17 protein-coding genes and 1 pseudogene are annotated in these 16,513 nt (G+C 56.7%); 4 read left to right on the top strand and 14 right to left on the bottom strand.

Features of this window, described 5'->3' with window-relative positions; translation table 11 throughout:
• Positions 1–18: 18 nt before the first annotated feature.
• The 4 genes from FAZ30_RS12155 to FAZ30_RS12140 all read left to right on the top strand — a co-directional run bounded on the left by FAZ30_RS12155 (position 19) and on the right by FAZ30_RS12140 (position 4,739).
• Positions 19–1,020: an IS30 family transposase gene (locus FAZ30_RS12155; protein WP_137009511.1), complete on the top strand. Its 1,002-nt coding sequence runs from the start codon at positions 19–21 to the stop codon at positions 1,018–1,020.
• A gap of 39 nt (positions 1,021–1,059) precedes the next feature.
• On the top strand, positions 1,060–1,182 hold the full coding sequence (locus tag FAZ30_RS21010; RefSeq protein ID WP_137009510.1) for a helix-turn-helix domain-containing protein: 123 nt from the start codon (positions 1,060–1,062) through the stop codon (positions 1,180–1,182).
• A 178-nt stretch (positions 1,183–1,360) separates the two neighbouring features.
• Positions 1,361–2,158: a response regulator transcription factor gene (locus FAZ30_RS12145; protein WP_137009509.1), complete on the top strand. Its 798-nt coding sequence runs from the start codon at positions 1,361–1,363 to the stop codon at positions 2,156–2,158.
• A gap of 1 nt (position 2,159) precedes the next feature.
• Entirely contained in the window at positions 2,160–4,739 is a 2,580-nt protein-coding gene (locus FAZ30_RS12140; protein WP_168190833.1) for a hybrid sensor histidine kinase/response regulator, read from the top strand.
• Positions 4,740–4,770: 31 nt separating this feature from the next.
• Here the strand turns inward: FAZ30_RS12140 and FAZ30_RS20775 are convergent.
• The 14 genes and pseudogenes from FAZ30_RS20775 to FAZ30_RS12070 all read right to left on the bottom strand — a co-directional run.
• A pseudogene (locus FAZ30_RS20775) lies at positions 4,771–4,978 on the bottom strand (IS30 family transposase); the annotation flags it as partial.
• A gap of 213 nt (positions 4,979–5,191) precedes the next feature.
• Positions 5,192–5,518 carry a hypothetical protein gene (locus FAZ30_RS12130; protein WP_137009507.1) on the bottom strand — a complete coding sequence of 109 codons (327 nt, stop codon included), beginning with the start codon at positions 5,516–5,518 and terminating at the stop codon, positions 5,192–5,194.
• Positions 5,508–5,756 (bottom strand): hypothetical protein, encoded by a 249-nt coding sequence (locus FAZ30_RS12125; protein ID WP_137009506.1) that lies wholly within the window; start codon positions 5,754–5,756, stop codon positions 5,508–5,510. Before FAZ30_RS12125 ends, FAZ30_RS12130 begins: the two co-directional genes overlap by 11 nt.
• Before the next feature lie 321 nt (positions 5,757–6,077).
• Positions 6,078–8,006 carry a PAS domain S-box protein gene (locus tag FAZ30_RS12120; RefSeq protein ID WP_205676592.1) on the bottom strand — a complete coding sequence of 643 codons (1,929 nt, stop codon included), beginning with the start codon at positions 8,004–8,006 and terminating at the stop codon, positions 6,078–6,080.
• 502 nt (positions 8,007–8,508) lie between these two features.
• Positions 8,509–9,261: an ABC transporter permease gene (locus FAZ30_RS12115; RefSeq protein ID WP_233578682.1), complete on the bottom strand. Its 753-nt coding sequence runs from the start codon at positions 9,259–9,261 to the stop codon at positions 8,509–8,511.
• Positions 9,258–9,929: an ATP-binding cassette domain-containing protein gene (locus tag FAZ30_RS12110; protein ID WP_168190832.1), complete on the bottom strand. Its 672-nt coding sequence runs from the start codon at positions 9,927–9,929 to the stop codon at positions 9,258–9,260. The genes FAZ30_RS12115 and FAZ30_RS12110 overlap by 4 nt, the downstream gene beginning before the upstream one ends.
• A gap of 1 nt (position 9,930) precedes the next feature.
• Entirely contained in the window at positions 9,931–11,040 is a 1,110-nt protein-coding gene (locus FAZ30_RS12105) for an FAD:protein FMN transferase (RefSeq protein ID WP_246043355.1), read from the bottom strand.
• Positions 11,027–13,168 carry a NosR/NirI family protein gene (locus tag FAZ30_RS12100; RefSeq protein ID WP_246043354.1) on the bottom strand — a complete coding sequence of 714 codons (2,142 nt, stop codon included), beginning with the start codon at positions 13,166–13,168 and terminating at the stop codon, positions 11,027–11,029. Before FAZ30_RS12100 ends, FAZ30_RS12105 begins: the two co-directional genes overlap by 14 nt.
• Positions 13,169–13,279: 111 nt before the next feature.
• Complete coding sequence (locus FAZ30_RS12095) at positions 13,280–13,882, bottom strand: hypothetical protein (protein ID WP_137009504.1); 603 nt, start codon at positions 13,880–13,882, stop codon at positions 13,280–13,282.
• Between the two features lie 11 nt (positions 13,883–13,893).
• Positions 13,894–14,304: a c-type cytochrome gene (locus FAZ30_RS12090; RefSeq protein WP_124645541.1), complete on the bottom strand. Its 411-nt coding sequence runs from the start codon at positions 14,302–14,304 to the stop codon at positions 13,894–13,896.
• A 220-nt stretch (positions 14,305–14,524) separates the two neighbouring features.
• Complete coding sequence (locus FAZ30_RS12085) at positions 14,525–14,878, bottom strand: phospholipase D-like domain-containing protein (protein ID WP_124645542.1); 354 nt, start codon at positions 14,876–14,878, stop codon at positions 14,525–14,527.
• On the bottom strand, positions 14,859–15,152 hold the full coding sequence (locus FAZ30_RS12080) for a hypothetical protein (protein ID WP_124645543.1): 294 nt from the start codon (positions 15,150–15,152) through the stop codon (positions 14,859–14,861). The genes FAZ30_RS12085 and FAZ30_RS12080 overlap by 20 nt, the downstream gene beginning before the upstream one ends.
• A gap of 11 nt (positions 15,153–15,163) precedes the next feature.
• On the bottom strand, positions 15,164–15,685 hold the full coding sequence (locus FAZ30_RS12075) for a nitrous oxide reductase accessory protein NosL (RefSeq protein ID WP_124645544.1): 522 nt from the start codon (positions 15,683–15,685) through the stop codon (positions 15,164–15,166).
• Complete coding sequence (locus FAZ30_RS12070) at positions 15,682–16,494, bottom strand: ABC transporter permease (RefSeq protein WP_137009503.1); 813 nt, start codon at positions 16,492–16,494, stop codon at positions 15,682–15,684. The genes FAZ30_RS12075 and FAZ30_RS12070 overlap by 4 nt, the downstream gene beginning before the upstream one ends.
• Positions 16,495–16,513: the final 19 nt, after the last annotated feature.

The following is a 16,513-nucleotide window of genomic DNA, read 5'->3' as shown; positions in this document are numbered from 1 at the left end:
TAAAGGTTAAGTTGTTGCATGCAAAGAACTTATGAGCACCTAAGTGCCGAAGAACGCGGGTTCATCATGGCAATGAAGCAGCAGGGAGAGAGTGCCAGGGCTATTGCAAAGGCATTGCACCGGGCACCCAGCACAATTTGTCGAGAACTGCGCCGTAATGGATATAAGCCACCGTATGAGATCGGTCCAATCGGACGCCCTCGCGTAGCTGGCGGGTACGATGCACTACGAGCGGGAAAGCGTGCTCGCCGCTTGAAATACAAAGTTCGACGCGTGAAAAAGCTGGATCCGGCGGGACCGTTATGGACCAAGGTTCGTGCACTGCGGGAGGATCGGTGGTCGCCCGAGCAAATCGCTGGCAGACTAAAACAGGACTACCCAGGACAACAGACTTTGCACGTCTCGCACGAAACCATTTATACGGCGATCTATGCCGCCCCCAAAGGGGCTTTGCGTCGAGAACTCGTTGCGCTCTTGCGCCAAGGACGAGGAGCTCGCCGGCCTCGTACGCGAGGTACAGATCGGCGTGGTCAGCTTCAGGACGTAGCCAGCATTCATGTTCGACCTCCGGAGGCTAATGAGCGCTTGTTGCCTGGCCACTGGGAAGGTGATTTCCTGGTGGGGGCTGGGAACCGCTCCGCGGTGGGTACCCTGGTGTGCCGTAAAACCTTACTGGTTGTACTGGCGAAGATGGAGGGCTGTACTGCAGCGGCTGCCTTGGAGGGCTTTGCCCGCGCTTTCGCGCCATTCGATGAAGAGCTATGCAAGACCCTGACGTACGATCAGGGTAAAGAGATGGCATACCACCAAAGGCTGGAAGAGCGGACGGGATTGAAGATTTACTTCGCCGATCCTCACAGTCCTTGGCAACGTGGGATCAATGAGAATACCAACGGTCTGTTGCGGGAGTACCTGCCCAAGGGAGCCGATTTAAGCCAGTTTACCCAACAGGAACTGGGCGAATTCAAGGAGCAAGTGCAACGACAGGCATGCCTGGAGGCGGGTGGTGAGATGAGGTAAATTCCCCCGCTCTTTGACACGCAAGTCAGGAGCACGAGAATGCAATACCACCATCTCATCGAGTGCGAAAGATATCAGATTCAAGTCCTTAGCAACCAAAAATCAGGTCAGACTACTATCGGTAAACTCGTTGACCGTTGTAAAAGCGTCATCAGCAGATGAGCTACACAGAAACCAGCATGCCGATCGATACAGGGCCCGAAATGCACAACAAAATGATCCCCTACGCCTGAAAGACAAGGGCAAACCCAGGCAGCCTTGGGCGTGGATTTACCACGAAACCGCCGTCCTATTGCTGATTGAAAATAAATTAATTTAGTTTGAATTTGTAATATTTTTTATGAACCATACTCAAAAACAGCCTCATGCACGCCTGTTGGTCGTCGACGATTCTCTCGATGAGTTGCGCTTATTAAAGCAATTGCTGGATGCGCACAACTTCCAGCTATCGGTTGCTTTCGATGGCCATCAGGGCTATACGCGCGCGCAGCTTCTACAGCCCGATTTGATTTTGCTTGATGTGCAGATGCCACGAATGGACGGCTTCGCTGCCTGTCGCTTATTGAAAGCCGACCCCAGAACTCGCCATATTCCTATTATTTTCCTGACGGCCGCGCAAAGCACGCAGGAACGCTTGACCGGCCTTTCCATTGGCGGAGTTGACTATGTTATCAAGCCATTTTCAGCGGAGGAGGTGTTGGCACGCATTCACATACACCTGAAACTGTCAACCCGCGGAATGACCGTGGCAGATGCTCTCGACCAGGGCTTGAAGCACACACCTGATGAAGTGCTATTACAAGCAGGCATCCAGTTGATCCGCAGCTGCCTGCACGAACCACTCACAGTAGAAGATATTGCAAGACGGCTGGGCAGTTATGAGAAAAAGCTATCTGCAGTATTTCGTCAGCATACTGACTTGACTGTGTTTGCTTATCTACGCGAAGAACGGCTAAAGCAAGCGCGCAACTGGCTGGCCGAAACGGAAAGCAGTATACAGGCCATCGCTGAGCAGCTCGGCTTTCAGAATGCCGGCAACTTTGCAACGGCTTTTCGCGAGCGCTTTGAGGTAAGCCCAAGTACCTACCGTAAAATGATGCGTTGCGCAGCAGTGGCGAACGTCTCAAATGCGAGCTAGCTTGTATCGCTTTATCTGCCTATTCCTCCTGAGCCTGTGCCTCAGGCCACTTGCCATCGCCAGCCCAGTACCGCTGCAGCCGCAGGAGCATGGCCGCTCCTTGCAACCCTATGTTGAACTGCTGGAAGATCGCAGTGGCAGCGCCACGTTGGAGGATGCGCTGAAAACACGGGGCTTTGCGCCGGTTACGCAAGCGCAACTGATTCCGGGTTATTCGCGTTCAGCTTTCTGGCTGCGGACCGTTCTGTACAACCCTACAATGCATCCTCACACAGTATGGCTGGAGGTCGGTATTCCCAGGCTGCAAGAAGTCACTCTCTACCAATTCACTGATCAGCATTGGCAGCTACAGCAGGCGGGCACTAAACTTGCGTTTGCTGCCCGCCCACTTGATACTGCGACACCGGTCTTCCCCATCATCCTCCAGCCAGGCGAAAGTAAGCCAGTGCTGTGGCGAGTCGCGTCTGCTACAGCGCTCTCTATTGCTCCCCGAATCTGGACGCCAGAACTATTTCGCGCCAACGAGGCCACCGCCAACCTGGTGCATGGACTATATCTTGGGCCATTAGCGGTGCTGGGGCTTTATAGCCTGATGCTGTTCCTCTCGCTCAAGCAACGCGGCTACGCATTCCACAGTGCCTCCACTCTGGCTTTCGTTGTCTATGAACTATGCATGAGCGGCATAGGGTTTCGCTATTTATGGCCAGAGGCCGGCACCTGGGCAACCCGGTTGATTTCACTCAGTATGAGTATTTCACTCATCTGCAGCCTGCTATTCTTCCGCGAACTTCTTGACACGCGCAAGCGCATGCCCCGCTATGACACGCTTATTCTAGCGCTGATGACCGCCCCAGTGATATCAGCAGTGCTGTCGCAACTCATAGACTACACCACGGGCGCGCGCCTAGGTACCCAGCTTGGCCTGTTGTTTACAGGCATACTGCCACTGTTCTGCTTCTGGACTTTAGTGCGCGGACCCGCCATCAGTTGGGCTTATCCCATGGCCATGTTCATGATTGCGCTTGGCAATCTCCCCCGAGTACTTGAGGCGCTGGGCTTGCGCACGCCTGATCAGCTATCTGCATATGGCACACCACTGGCTGGCGTACTCTGCTCCATGTTGCTATTGATCGCATTTACCCAGCAAGTACAGCGCATTCAGCAGCAGAAAGACGAAGCGACCTCTTTACTGCTTGCCCTTCAGGAGCAGGAAATGGAAGCGCTGGAGCAATTGGTGGCCGTTCGCACTCAAGAAATCAATCGCGCCCTCGAATCTGCCCGGCAAGCCAATCAGGCCAAAAATACCCTGCTGGCACACATCAGCCACGATTTGCGAGCGCCTGCCTCAGTCATTATCGGTTATGCTAGGCTCCTGCCTGCTCAATATCGACACGCCATCGAGGAAAATGCCCAGCACCAACTGGAACTCATAGACGAACTGGTTGACTACTCCTGTATCGAGCACGGTGAAGTCGCCCTGAGTCCACGTTCGGGTTACTGGTACACCTTTATCGACGGCATTGCTTCAGACACTCGTCAGCTCGCTGCGCAACATGGTAATCGGTTCGAACTGCACCAAGCCATGGACTTGCCGCCCGTGCTCAAGACCGACTACAAGCGGTTACGGCAGGTGCTGTCCAACCTACTATCCAATGCTTCCAAATTCACCGAGCAAGGTCTATTGTCCTTGCATATTGAGCGCCTGGGGAAAGGGGATCAACCGAGCAAAGTTAGCCTGATTTTTCGGGTAGACGACAACGGAATCGGTATGTCAGCCGCCACTCAGTTCAGGTTGTTTCAGCCATTTAAGCGTGGAGACAATAGCGCCGGCGTTCAGGGTAGCGGCCTTGGTCTTTTCATTTCCCAAAGATTGGTTCACAAACTGGGAGGTGATCTGACAGTTCAAAGCCAATTGGGCCAAGGCAGCAGTTTCTCCTTTATCCTGCAGTTGGATATCGGCGCAGAAACCGAGCTTTTAGCCAAGATTCCGGCCAGCCCCGCTCCGCTTACTGCGACAGGACGCAGCTACAGCATATTAGTTGTTGATGACATCGCAGATAGTCGGGCATTGACCGCGCATTGGCTGCAAGTGGCCAACCATCAGGCATATCAAGCGAAAAATGTCGAAGACGCGTTACGGCTGCTCACTCAATATCCCATCGATGCAGTAATCAGCGAGCAGCATATGCTGCAGTGCAACGGCTGGGATTTACTATCAGCTATGCGCGCAGAGGGAATGTCACAGGCTGTGTTGTTGTATTCAGCCATACCAGAGCAGCCGCCAGCGGATATTTCCTTTCGATTTGACCTAACACTGCGCAAGCCCGCCGAACCCCATCAACTGCTCGAGGCGATAGAGGCACTGCAAGCCAGACAAGCTTTAACTCCACCAACGTCATCTGAATTAGAGCAACTGAAAATACTAATCGACAGCGGGCAGATCGGCGCTATCGAGACCTGGGCAGCCAGTCTGGCTCGAACACAACCAGCCTGCCGCAACTTTGCCATCCAAGTGATGGCTGCTGCAGTGCTAATCGATATAGATGCCTTGCGATGTTTACTGGTATCTGACAGCACTTGACCTCCATGCCAAGAGTTGGAGTTGCCCCACTTCCGTTGATTGCTGGAGACATGAACAATGGCATGCCCCACGATGCCGGAACCAGCGCGAACCCATGGCCGGCGATACGCTAATTACCTCGGCTGCCTTCTTACTAGTGATTCCGGTTGCAATCTGAATCCAGAACTATCTCCTAGCTCTCGCCGAAGTGACAGTGTCTCTGGAGAGTGCATCGCACCGCTGTCTATCAATTGCTTCATCCATCCTGCGGATCGCCCCATAAACACCGCCTGGTTGGTAGTGTCAGACTACTGACCAACCCCCGATTTTTCGGAGGCTCTGTTTTTTCTGGGGTTGCTTAACCACATATCACGCGTCCTACGGCTACCGGACAGCGCGTATTTCTTTCTGAAGATCAAAGCCGCGTTTCCCGGCAATCCGTGAAGAACCTATTTTTCTGGCTATGCAAGTGGTCAGCCTACACGATCGACCAATGCATCGCCTGCAATGGAAGACACCAAGCCCAGCTCGAATGCATCAAGCCATGCCATGGCCACATAGAGAGCCATCGCCAATGCACCTTCTCTGGTTTCGTGTAAGTCAAGCAGACCTGAGTAACTGCCAATGAAATGGTCCGCTTCGGTAAAGCTGATACCCGACCACCCCTCCCACTTGCTTTCACCTTCGTGGTAAATGGCAAAAATCCGGATTTTCCGTCCGCGATAAGATACTTCGTCTCTACTCATTGCCTCCTCGGCGGAGAGGATGTCTCCAGACTCAATGGAGTGGTTAAGGCTCATTGCCAACGGCTAGGACTGCAGGCATGACTTCTGGAAGCAGCATATCGATTAGCTTGCTGCGTGACGCAATGTGATGGTCAAAGCGCCACTCCTTGAGCAGATCCATGGCCACATCAAAGTAGCGCTGGTCAATCTGGTACAGCCGGTCGATGCTGAAGTCGTCTTTCATTTGCAAGGCAATGGTCATCTCTTTCAAGACTTGCACTTGCTCAGGACTCTCTCCCGAATCGATCAGCAAGCGGATTTTTTTGCGGCATTCATGCTAGGCTCCATACGGCAGTGCATCAAATGACGATGTTATATACGACAGCTTTGCATGCTGCAAATTCTTGACCAGTTCTTACGTAGAAAAATTGACCTGAAGCAGGTAATGCTCCTCAGCCCGTACCGAATGACCAGTCGTCTTCACTGGTCAGTCACGACTTATCAGCAAGCAGATATTTGACTCTTCTTAACTGCCGACCACCTGACAGCATGTCTGTCTAGCTGACTCGGGGCAGCCACCGCATTCTGTCTGCATAGGCAGTGAAACAACGGTCACGGACACAGGCCAGTGCAATCAAGCGAGAACAATCCTGGCCTTCCCCGCATGCTTGGCGTCGTACATCGCTTTGTCAGCACGGCTGAGCAAGGCTTCGATATCGATATCATCACCAGGCCGATGTAGCGCGATACCGATACTGGCACTGACTTGAACAGACACTGGGTCCAAAGCGAGAGGTTGTGCAATTTTGGCTAGAATTTTCTGAGCTATTTCCTGCGCTCTCGGGTCTTCAGGATCCAGATTTTCCAGAATGACTACGAATTCATCCCCGGCAAGGCGAGCAACAGTATCGGTTTCCCGCAGCAGACCGGACAGACGCTGACCAATCTCGCCCAAGAGCAAATCTCCGGTATGGTGCCCTTGCGCATCGTTGACGGCCTTGAAGCCATCCAGATCGATAAAGAGGAGAGCTAGGGCTTGATCACTACGCTGACACCGCACAATAGCCTTGGGTAGGGTTTCAAAGAACGCACGGCGATTCGGGAGGCCAGTCAATGCATCAATCCGAGCCTCTTGCTCACGCAATGTCTCCATCTGTTTGCGTGCGGAAATGTCATGCAGAAATGCACTGAACAATATCTCATCATCAAACTGTAATGCCTGGATACGCACCTCGACAGGGATGATACTGCCATCCCTTCTCATTGCGGCAAGCTCTAGCCGATGGCCAATGACATCTGATGTTCTCGACTGAAGATAATGCTGCATTCCCTTGCGATGCCTTTCCTGCATGACCGGAGGAATAATCAGCTCTTCCAGGAGGTGACCAACGGCTTCATCTTTACTCCAGCCAAAAGTACTCTCAGCTTGCTGGTTCCATGCACTCACAACACCGGCCTGATTGATGCACACATACGCATCATTTGCATTTTCAAGAATGGCGCTTAGCTCGGTGTCACGCTTACGTAGCGCCTGCTCTGTTTGCAATTGCTGGTTAATGACCGACGCAAGCATTTCGTTGGCCGACCGCAGCTCTTTTGTCCTATCCTTGACACGCACCTCGAGCGTCCGTCTTAAGTCGGCAAGTGAACTCTCGGCTTCTTTTCTGGAGTGAATATCTTTGATGATTGAAACGAAGTACTCCAACTGCCCCTGCTTATTCAGCTGCTTGGTCACTGTCAAATTGATCCAGACTAGCTTGCCGCTTTTGTGAATGTATCGTTTATCCAGCTGGTAACGGTCAATCTCACCGGCCACGAGCTGCTCGAGCATGCTCAAGTCGGCGTTGAGATCATCAGCATAGGTAATATGCTGGAACGTCATATGGGCTAGTTCTTCACGCGTGTAACCGACTATGTCGCATAAAGCATCGTTGACGCCGATCCACCCTCCGTCGGGGGCAACCATCGCGATCCCAACACCGGCACGCTCGAAAACGGTACGGAATCGTATTTCCGCTGCGTCAATGACATCCTGCGAATGATTTATTTCTGCCTCAGTCAACAAGAGCGTTTCACGCAATTGCATTTCTCGGCTGACCATTTCCGCCAAATCAACCAGGATCGCAATCTGCTCGGGGCTAAGTGCACGAGGGCTCGTATCGATAGCGCATAGGGTGCCCAGCGCCAGGCCACCGCAGGACCTGATCTGCACGCCAGCGTAGAAACGGATATCTGGGGAACTTGTTACCAAGGGATTATTTGAGAACCGGGCATCCAGTTGCGTATCTTCAACAACCAGAGGTTCGGTCTGAGCAATGGCATGCGCACAGAACGCTACATCTCTTGGTGTTTGCGGAGCAGTCAAACCGACCTTGGACTTGAACCACTGCCGATCCTCGTCCACCAAGGAGACTAGTGCAATCGGTACCTTCAACAATCTGGAAACAAGCCGGGTAATTCTGTCAAAAACTTCATCAGGAGGGGTGTCCAGGATGGCGAGCGCGTGCAACAGCTGTAGACGTTCTGGCTCATTCGGAGGAATTGGATATGAATTCAATTGCATGCTTGGTTGATTACTGTCGCTAGTCTCTCTTGTAGGTAAGCGTAGAGTGAATTCGCCATTCTCGCTACCAACCTATTCATCAGACAAACTGCTGGTCCCTGTTGCAGGTGAATCGCCCTTACTTTTCTAGATACCTTATCGGCTGCAATCAATACAAAAGCGGGCTTTGTGCCTTTGGCTAGGACCGTCCACTTTGACCGAACTGCCGTCTACCTAGCGGACTCACCAACTGCTGGTTGGCCAAATCGGTCATTTAGCCGCCATGCAGCTTACGGCAGCTCTTCGCTGCCAAGCAGACACTCGAATTTTTCTACGGAAGTCGGGGGTAGCTAACTCCACTAACATGTACGCCTTCAGCGCAGTGTTCGGCGTTGCACAACAGTTTGATGCAGAATACTTCGATTAATCTTCTCTTTACTAAGCCAGTTTGGCGAGTTGCACTCCACCATACGAATGCAACTGCGGCAGTCACTGCCAATCCTGCAGCCTCCCATAGGGTGAATTACACGCGTCCACCCCTGCCATGCAGCGCGCGCACCACCCAGCCGACAGCCAGCAGGCCAATCAGCAGCAACACCCCTACGGCCGTCGTCAGACCGTACTGAAAATGGCCGCTTTGCACACCGCGTAGCAGATCCACCGCGTAGGCGGCAGGGTTTCCACGCGCCAGCAGCTGCAGCCAGCGCGGGGCCAGCTCCAGCGGATACAAGGCACCGGATAGCAGGAACATGGGCAGGGTCAAGGTATTGGATACTACGGGAAACACCATTACCGAGCGGAATGGCAGCGCCATCACTAGCCCCAGCGCAGAAAATACCAGGGCGCACAAGCTCATGGCCAGCAGGAAATACAGCAAGGACAGCGGCGAAAAGGCCAGCCCCAGCAGCGGCGCAAATGGCAGCAACAATAGCGACTGTACCAGCGCTAGCACGGCACCGGACAGAATCCGCGCCAGTGCCAGCGTGCTGCGCGGCAAAGGAGAAACCAGCAGTGCCTTGAACACCCCTACCTGACGGTCGTGCACCACGCCCACCGCGGCTGATGCGGCGGCAAACATCAGCGCCATCGCCACGATGCCGGGATAAATATAGGCTTGGTAACTGCTGTCCAGCGCATAAGTACCACCAGCCAGCCCAGCACCCAGAATGAACAGATACATCAGCGGCTGCGCCAGGCTCAGTACAATGCGTAGCGGATTCAGCCAGTAACGCTTTAACTCCAGCCAAACCAGCGGCAACAGCACCCGCAGCATCATGCCGCCACCCCGCGCCCAGCAGCCTGCACCGGTAGCAACCTACCCTCCAGCAGCCGTACGCACTGCTCAGCAGCCTCCGCTTCTTCCTGCCGGTGGGTGCTGAACAGTACGGTAACCCCTTGCTGGCGCTGTACGGCGATCTGTCGCCAGAACGCTGCGCTGGCGGCCTCATCCAGGCCCTGTGTCGGCTCATCCAGCAGCAGCAGACGCGGCGCAGCCAGGCTGGCCCGCATCAGCTCCAGTTGCCGGCGCTGACCACCGGACAGGGTTTCCACCGCCTGCCCGGCCCGGTTTTCCCAGCCGGCTGCCGCCAGCCGTGCCGTGCAGCGGCTGCGGGCCGCCGCGCCGGAATAACCGTAGCAACAGGCAATCAGCAACAGGTTGTCCCATACAGACAGCCGCGGCTCCAAGGCACTGTCCTGAAACACTACCCCCAACTGGCGGCGAATCTGCGCCGCCTGACGGCGTACATCCAGCCCCAATAGGTGGATGCTGCCCCGGTCGGGCTGCAGCATGGTAGCCAGCAAGGCCAGCAAAGTACTTTTGCCCGCACCATTGGCCCCCACCAGCGCGCACAGTCCACCGGCGGCGATGCGCAGATTGGCATCCACCAGCACCTGCTGCCGCCCACGGCGCTGATACACACCGGTAATGCTTACTGCGTCCATATCAGCCTCCGTCCAGCCAGTGAATGACTGGCCGTGGTCCGGGCCAGTGCAGCCGGGCAGCCATGGCATGCGTCAGCCATACCTGCCCGGCGGCATCTACCATCAGTACCTTGTTGACACCGGTAGCACGCGACAGGGTGAGTGCATGGCCTGGCCCGCCAATGAACGGTGCCTTGCTGGCACCATCGGACATGGCTCCCGCATGCGGGCCGGGATCGGCCAGTACGGTCACGGTCTGGCTTTGTCGGGCCGGGTAGCCGCTGCGCGGATCGAGAATATGGCAGTAACGGATGCCGCCATGACTGAAATAGCGGTAGTAGTCACCGCTGGTGCCAATGGCCTCGCCATCTTGCAATTGCAGCGTGGCCAGCAGGCCGGATGTACGCGGATGCTGGATGCCCACCTGCCACGGCTCCCCGCCCTTGCTGCCCAGAGCCAGCAGATTGCCACCCACGTCGATCAGCGCATTGCTCACCCCCATCTGGCGCAAACGTGCTGCCGCCAGATCCAGCGCCCAGCCCTTGGCATAGCCTCCCAGATCCACCGCCACCACCCGCTTGCGGCTGCTGACTGTACCGTCGGCTGCAATCTGCAGATCAGCAATACTGGGGTGCTGCACCATCAGCGCCTGCACGGCGGCATCGGTGGGAAAGTGACTGTCATTGAACTGATCGTCCTGAAAGCCCCATAGCTGGATCAGCCGGCCAATGCCCGGATCAAACAGGCCCTGGCTTTCCCGCGATAGCGCCTGGGCCGCACGCAGGATTTCCACCAGCCGTGGTGAAGCCGTGAATGGCTTGCCCTCGGCCAACGCCGCATTCATGCGCATCAGCTCCGATGGCTGCCAGGCATGCAGGCTGCGGTGCATGTCTTCAAACAGGCTGAACACGGCATTTTCAGCCTGACGCGCCTCCTCCGCCGACACCCCGGAGATGGACAACTGCACCCGGGTGCCAAACACATAGCTGCCCTGCGAATGCAGTTCCGGCTGGCGCAGGGCCAGGCCCAGCACCAGCGCCAGCAAGCCCAGCGGCAACAGCCAGACCAGCAAGCGCCGCCTTAGCGTCGGCCTGCCGACTGCAGTGGCCGCCAGCACCTCAGCCTTTGGCACGGAGCGTATCCTTGGCCGGCGTTGCTACCGGCTTGATCGGGATATACAGCCCGTCACGGCCTATCGGCGTCAGCGGCTGACCGGCTTTTTCACGGCGCTTGCGCTCCTGAGCCAGTGGCGGGCAGCTGTGGCCGTCGTAATACATCACCATGCAGTCCAGACACATCAGGCATTCACGCGAGTCGATATGTCCTACTGCGTCAATGGACAGCGAGCCACAGCCCACGGCGCAGGCCTTGCAGCTGCTACAGCCGTCCTTGCGGCGCAGCTTCAGCAAGTTGAAACGGGATGGCAGCCCCAGCGACGCCCCCAGCGGACACAGGTATTTGCAGAAGGGACGCTCGACAAACAGCGACAGCCCCAGCAGCACCGCCAGAAACAGCGCAAACGGCCAGCTGCGATTGAGCACACCGACCAGGAAGGTGGTCTTGAACGGTTCTACCTCGGCCAGTTTCTCCGCCAATGGCATGGAGAAGAAGGACACCGCCAGCAGCAGGAAGAAAATGGCGTACTTCAGCCACTTGAGACGGTTATGCCAGGCCATGGGCAGCTTGCCCACCGGCAGATGCAGCAAGCGGCCTATCTTGTACAGCAATTCCGACAGCGAGCCAAAGGGGCACATCCAGCCGCAGAACAGGCCACGTCCCCAGATCAGCGTGGTGGGTACAATCAGCAGCCAGAACATGAAGATGAAGGGGTCACTCAAAAACAGTGACCAGTTCCAGCCGTCAGACAGCGCATGGAATACCGTCAGCACCTGGGTGATGGATGGCTGGGCCATTTCCAGGCCACCGGCAAATGCGATGGCAATCAGCCAGCTGATGGTCTTGGGCCAGGACACCCAGCGCTTGCTGCCACGGCGCGAACGGCGCACCCAGCGGTCGCGGCTGATGAAGAAAACCAGCACCGCCGCCATCCAGCCCGCAAACAGCAGCACTTCGGCCTGCTTGTCGTGCCAGGCCTTTTTCCAGGCAGCCTGCGGCAGCTCTACTGCAGGCCGGCCACCTTGCAGCTGATTGCCCGGCAGCCAGTAATTGCTTTCGAAAGAGGTGAATTGCTTGGCTCCGGTTTGCTGGTCTTCCTTATTGGCCAGAAAGGCAAAGCGCCACGGCCAGGCAGCGGCAAAATGCGGATCACGCAGGATGAAGATGCCGCTTTCGCGGAATTCCGGCGCACCGGCTGCGCGCAAGGCATACAAGTTGAGGTAATCGGTATCGCGGAAGGTGTAGGCCGACAGATCCTGCCGCACCTGGATACGGTCGTACAAGCCACCACGTACAAAGCCGGAACCCTTGAACGAACCGCTGCCATTGTTGACGATGAACAGCGCATGTTCGCCCGGTTTCAGCGTTTTCATCAACTTGGCATAGTCCTCGTCACCCAACACGCTGCGGCCAATACCGGGGGCATTCAGATAGCCGTAGTACAGGTCCAGATACGCCTCGCTACCACTCGTGCCGATATCGGCGGGCGTTACTGTCAGATGTTGCACGCTACCGTCCGTCAGCAATGCCTGCCAGCTGGCGGGCTGCTTGCTGTCAATAAAGCGTGCCGGCGGGCGTACCGCCTGTTTCATGATGCCAGCCTGGTAGGCTACGGCCTGCGCACAGCGCGAAATCAGCTGATTTTCCGCAATCACGGTGACCGTTGCACCGGAGATGGCATCCAGCCTGTCCTTGCCGCTGCCGCCGATTTCCATGCGCGCACCGGCAAAACGGCCCAGATACTGGTTGAGAAAATCAGTGAGCTTGTTTTCCGGAATCCCCACCAGCAGGATGGGCTCGCTGTGCTTGAGTACCCGCACGCCGCTGATGTGACCGCTGCCATCCATACCGATGAGGGTGACAATGGGTTTGCCAGAATACCCCTGGGTATCCACGATGTCGGTGGACAAAAATACATAGCCCTTCAGCTTCTTGTCCGCGCCGTAGCCTTCTACATAGGGTGGTGCGCCCTTGCGCAAGGAAAAGGCAGTTGCGCCAGGCAATACCGCCGCACAGTCCACCCAGCGGCACATGTCCGGATCGGTAGACAGCGCCTTGGGCAGCTCCCGTTCATAACTGGAAGCCTGTGTGGCCGGGCTGTACACCAGACAGCACAGCAAGCCCAGCCAGACAATGCGTAACAATATCGCACAACGACGCCACAAACCGTGACTGGCGGACAATCTGCTAATACATGCGGATAGCACCTTGATTTCCTTGTCTTGTTATCCCGGCAGCGCTGTTGCCGGCTAGCGTTACTGCCCGGTCTTCACCTGGCCCATCTGACAAACTCTTTGCAGTATCTGGAAGGATGCCGCCCCATCCTGCCAACGTACGGCAGGCAGCATGCGTGGCGTAACCCAGATGCCGCCTTCACCGTCCAGCAGCAAGATCTGGCTGATGCCACGGTCAAAACCGGCCTGAAAAGCCCGCATATGGCCGGCGTCCAGCAGCAGCCGGCCCAATCCGGCCACGGGGAGTGTACGCTCGAGAATGATGGCCACGGCCTGTGCAGCCGGTGGGCGGGGAATGACAATGCGAGGACTGCGCCAGGCATACAGCAGGCGCTGGCCGGATTGCAGTTGCAGGGTGACGGCAGGCCGCGGTAGGGCCACCTGCCACTGACCGCCACGCCGCCACGCGGATGGCGGTGCAGCCAGCACCACCTGTTGCAGTCCACCCTCGGCAAACGAAGAGGACTGCACGGCCCTGGCTTGCAGTCTCCCGGCAAGCCAAGATACCGGCATGCCACGTGCAGTGAGCTGCGGCAGGATTTGCAAGGATGGCATAGGCGCTGCCAGCGACAGCAGGCCCAGCACCGCAGGCAGCAGCGCTGCCTGCAACAGGCGGGCGGCCATGGATTTTCCTTTTAGCTGGCCTTAGCCACCATGAAGTCAACCGCGGCCTTCACGTCGGCATCAGACAGCGAGGGATTGCCGCCCTTGGCCGGCATGGCACCCTTCTGGCCGGAGAAGCCTTCCAATGCATGCTTGTACAGCGTGTCCTTGCCTTGGGTGATGCGGGGTGACCAGTCATCCTTGTTGCCAAGAATGGGTGCACCGGCCGCGCCGCTCTGGTGGCACATGGAACATACCGACTTAAAGGTTTTTTCGCCGACGGGATTACTGACCTCAGCCACCGCCACGGCTGTCGGGGCGGATGCGGCAGCCGTTGCCGCCGGTGCGGAAGCAGGCTGTTCCGCCGGGGTTGCAGGTTCGCTCTTGCCACACGCGGCAAGCATCAGGACACAACTACCAAGAACGACGAAGTGTTTCAGCATGAGAACCTCTGTGCATCAGGATTTAATGATTTGCAGCTTAGCACTCAGCCTTGTCTCGCTAAATTGATACCAATCAATCAAAAAAAGATGGAATAAAGCTCTTTTTTCACTTTTCATGACAATGAGAATCACGTGCCAAGACAGGCGGTAGCCGCCCGGGCGGGCAGCACGCAATGAACAGGATGCAAACCGGGCGAGCATTGAGCCTCGGTCATGCCGGTCAGACAGTTTGCAGCAAAGGGTCTTGTGACAAGGTTTGCAGCAGACGCTGTACATTGCTCCAGGCGCTGTCGCCAGGCCGGGTGACCGGGTCGGCGCGCAAGCGCCCATCCATATCGTGCAGATGATTGGGGAAGGAGGCCAACTCGGGATGCAGCGGTGCCGTGTCGATACGGCAGCTGGCATCACCCCAGCGCCAGTTGATGGAATAGACATCATCGTCGCGGAAACGCAGCTCGATATCCACTCCATTATTCAAGGCCACGATCAATGCATCCTGATGCAGGGTGACTTCCTCGCGCAGGATGTCGAACAGGTCGTCTTCTATCACTTCCTTAAGATGCAGATGCAACATGTGCTTCCTCCTCGTTACCAGCCAGTACCAGCCGCAGTTGCTCGCGCGTGGCTTCCCTTTGCTGCTCTAGGATGAAGAGTGACAGATAGTGTTCGTAGGCCGGGTGTTCTTCCAGCGCGCCGCTCTCGATGCGCGCCAGCAGCGCTTGTGCGCTGTCCACGCCATAATGGGCCAGAAGGGCCTTGCGGTTTTCCCGCAGTTGATAGGACAGCCAGCTAAGCGGCTCGATCTGCTGTGCCGTGTCCAGCGGGAGCTGGTCGTAAAATTGGGTCATCTGCACCTCCCTTACATGGATTTGTCTTTGAGCACACCACCGTCCAGCTCGGCCATGGCCGGCGTGATGTCGCTGAAACGGTAAACCTTGCCCCCCTCGCGTGCGGCCACGGCTCGCGCGGCGGCCTCGCTGCCATAGCTGGCAAAGGTCGGGCCCATCGAACCTTTCAAGCGCGAGCCAACCACATAGAATGCATTGTGGGCATCCATCCAGTGGCCCACCGGGTGTTCCCAGTCGGCCTTACTCATGTCCTGTACGTACACGGCAGCCACCAAGCGTTGCTGCTCCGGTTTCAGGTAGACGGCAAACAGCTCAATGGTGTCGCAGAAGAAGTCCGGCGCACCTTGGGCATATTGCAGCTGCCCCTTGGGGCCGGGGTAGTCGCTCAGGCTCATACCATCCAGGCTACAGGCTGTATTACGGTCCGGCTCCAGTGCGGCCTTGGCGGTCGGCGGGGTTTCGTGACTGCAGGCGGCCAGCAAGGGCGTTGCCAGTAACATGCCCAAGCAGCAACGGCGGGTGATGGGTTTCATTGGCGGAACCTCCAAATGGCCAGCAAGAGCGGCGTACTCACCCAGCCCAACATCACCGCACCTAACACCCAGGGACTGGCAAGTGCGGGGGGAAACAGGCTAGTAAGACCAAACATCAGCCGCAAATCGTCCGGGCCAAAGATGTTGAGAATGCGGAACACGTCTGCCGGATTCAGCAGCATCAGATAGGGAAAGGCCGGGCCGGCGATGTCGCCACCACTCATCACCAGCAGGCCCAGCAGTAGCAGGTCGTACACCAGCACAAACAGGAACCACACGAAAATGGCCATGCCGCTGGCTTGGGCGCGGTCCTGTGCCATTACCGAAATGGCAACTGCCACGCTGAGGAATACCAGCCCAAGCAGCAAAGTGCTAAGCATGAAGCCGACGTAGTGAAACCAGGCACTGGCCGGCAACTGGGTGAGAATCAGCCCCCCAGCGGCACCAAAGCCCAGTATGCTGGCCACAGCAAGCGTACTGGCCAACCCCAGATACTTGCCCAGCAACAGCTGGATACGGCTGACCGGCAAGGCCAGCAGCAGGTCCAGCGAGCCGCGTTCGCGCTCCCCCACCACGGTGTCAAAACCGAGAATCAGGGCAATCAGCGGCACCAGGTAAATCACCAAGCTGACCAGGCTTTGTATGGTGGCCTCGGTGCCCTGCACCCCCACGCTGCCCTGGGTGGCCGCGCCGAAATAGCTGATGGTGAAGGCAAAGGCAGCAAATACCAGCGTAACCGCCACCACCCAGCGGTTGCGCAAGCGGTCACGGAATTCCTTGCCGGCAATGGTCAAGACAGGACTGTTCATTTCATCATCCTTGTGCTGT

The sequence above is a fragment of the Aquitalea aquatilis genome, from assembly GCF_005155025.1.
Taxonomy (GTDB): domain Bacteria; phylum Pseudomonadota; class Gammaproteobacteria; order Burkholderiales; family Chromobacteriaceae; genus Aquitalea; species Aquitalea aquatilis.
This window is presented reverse-complemented; position numbering and strand designations above follow the sequence as displayed.

Excerpts from the sequence above, each read along its gene's own strand:
- FAZ30_RS12080 (WP_124645543.1), bottom strand. The coding sequence starts at position 15,152 with ATGACCCAATTTTACGACCAGCTCCCGCTGGACACGGCACAGCAGATC.
- FAZ30_RS12070 (WP_137009503.1), bottom strand. The coding sequence starts at position 16,494 with ATGAACAGTCCTGTCTTGACCATTGCCGGCAAGGAATTCCGTGACCGC.
- FAZ30_RS12075 (WP_124645544.1), bottom strand. The coding sequence starts at position 15,685 with ATGAAACCCATCACCCGCCGTTGCTGCTTGGGCATGTTACTGGCAACG.
- FAZ30_RS12095 (WP_137009504.1), bottom strand. The coding sequence starts at position 13,882 with ATGGCCGCCCGCCTGTTGCAGGCAGCGCTGCTGCCTGCGGTGCTGGGC.
- FAZ30_RS12120 (WP_205676592.1), bottom strand. The coding sequence starts at position 8,006 with ATGCAATTGAATTCATATCCAATTCCTCCGAATGAGCCAGAACGTCTA.
- FAZ30_RS12090 (WP_124645541.1), bottom strand. The coding sequence starts at position 14,304 with ATGCTGAAACACTTCGTCGTTCTTGGTAGTTGTGTCCTGATGCTTGCC.
- FAZ30_RS12110 (WP_168190832.1), bottom strand. The coding sequence starts at position 9,929 with ATGGACGCAGTAAGCATTACCGGTGTGTATCAGCGCCGTGGGCGGCAG.
- FAZ30_RS21010 (WP_137009510.1), top strand. The coding sequence starts at position 1,060 with ATGCAATACCACCATCTCATCGAGTGCGAAAGATATCAGATTCAAGTC.
- FAZ30_RS12145 (WP_137009509.1), top strand. The coding sequence starts at position 1,361 with ATGAACCATACTCAAAAACAGCCTCATGCACGCCTGTTGGTCGTCGAC.
- FAZ30_RS12130 (WP_137009507.1), bottom strand. The coding sequence starts at position 5,518 with ATGAGCCTTAACCACTCCATTGAGTCTGGAGACATCCTCTCCGCCGAG.
- FAZ30_RS12085 (WP_124645542.1), bottom strand. The coding sequence starts at position 14,878 with ATGTTGCATCTGCATCTTAAGGAAGTGATAGAAGACGACCTGTTCGAC.
- FAZ30_RS12155 (WP_137009511.1), top strand. The coding sequence starts at position 19 with ATGCAAAGAACTTATGAGCACCTAAGTGCCGAAGAACGCGGGTTCATC.
- FAZ30_RS12115 (WP_233578682.1), bottom strand. The coding sequence starts at position 9,261 with ATGATGCTGCGGGTGCTGTTGCCGCTGGTTTGGCTGGAGTTAAAGCGT.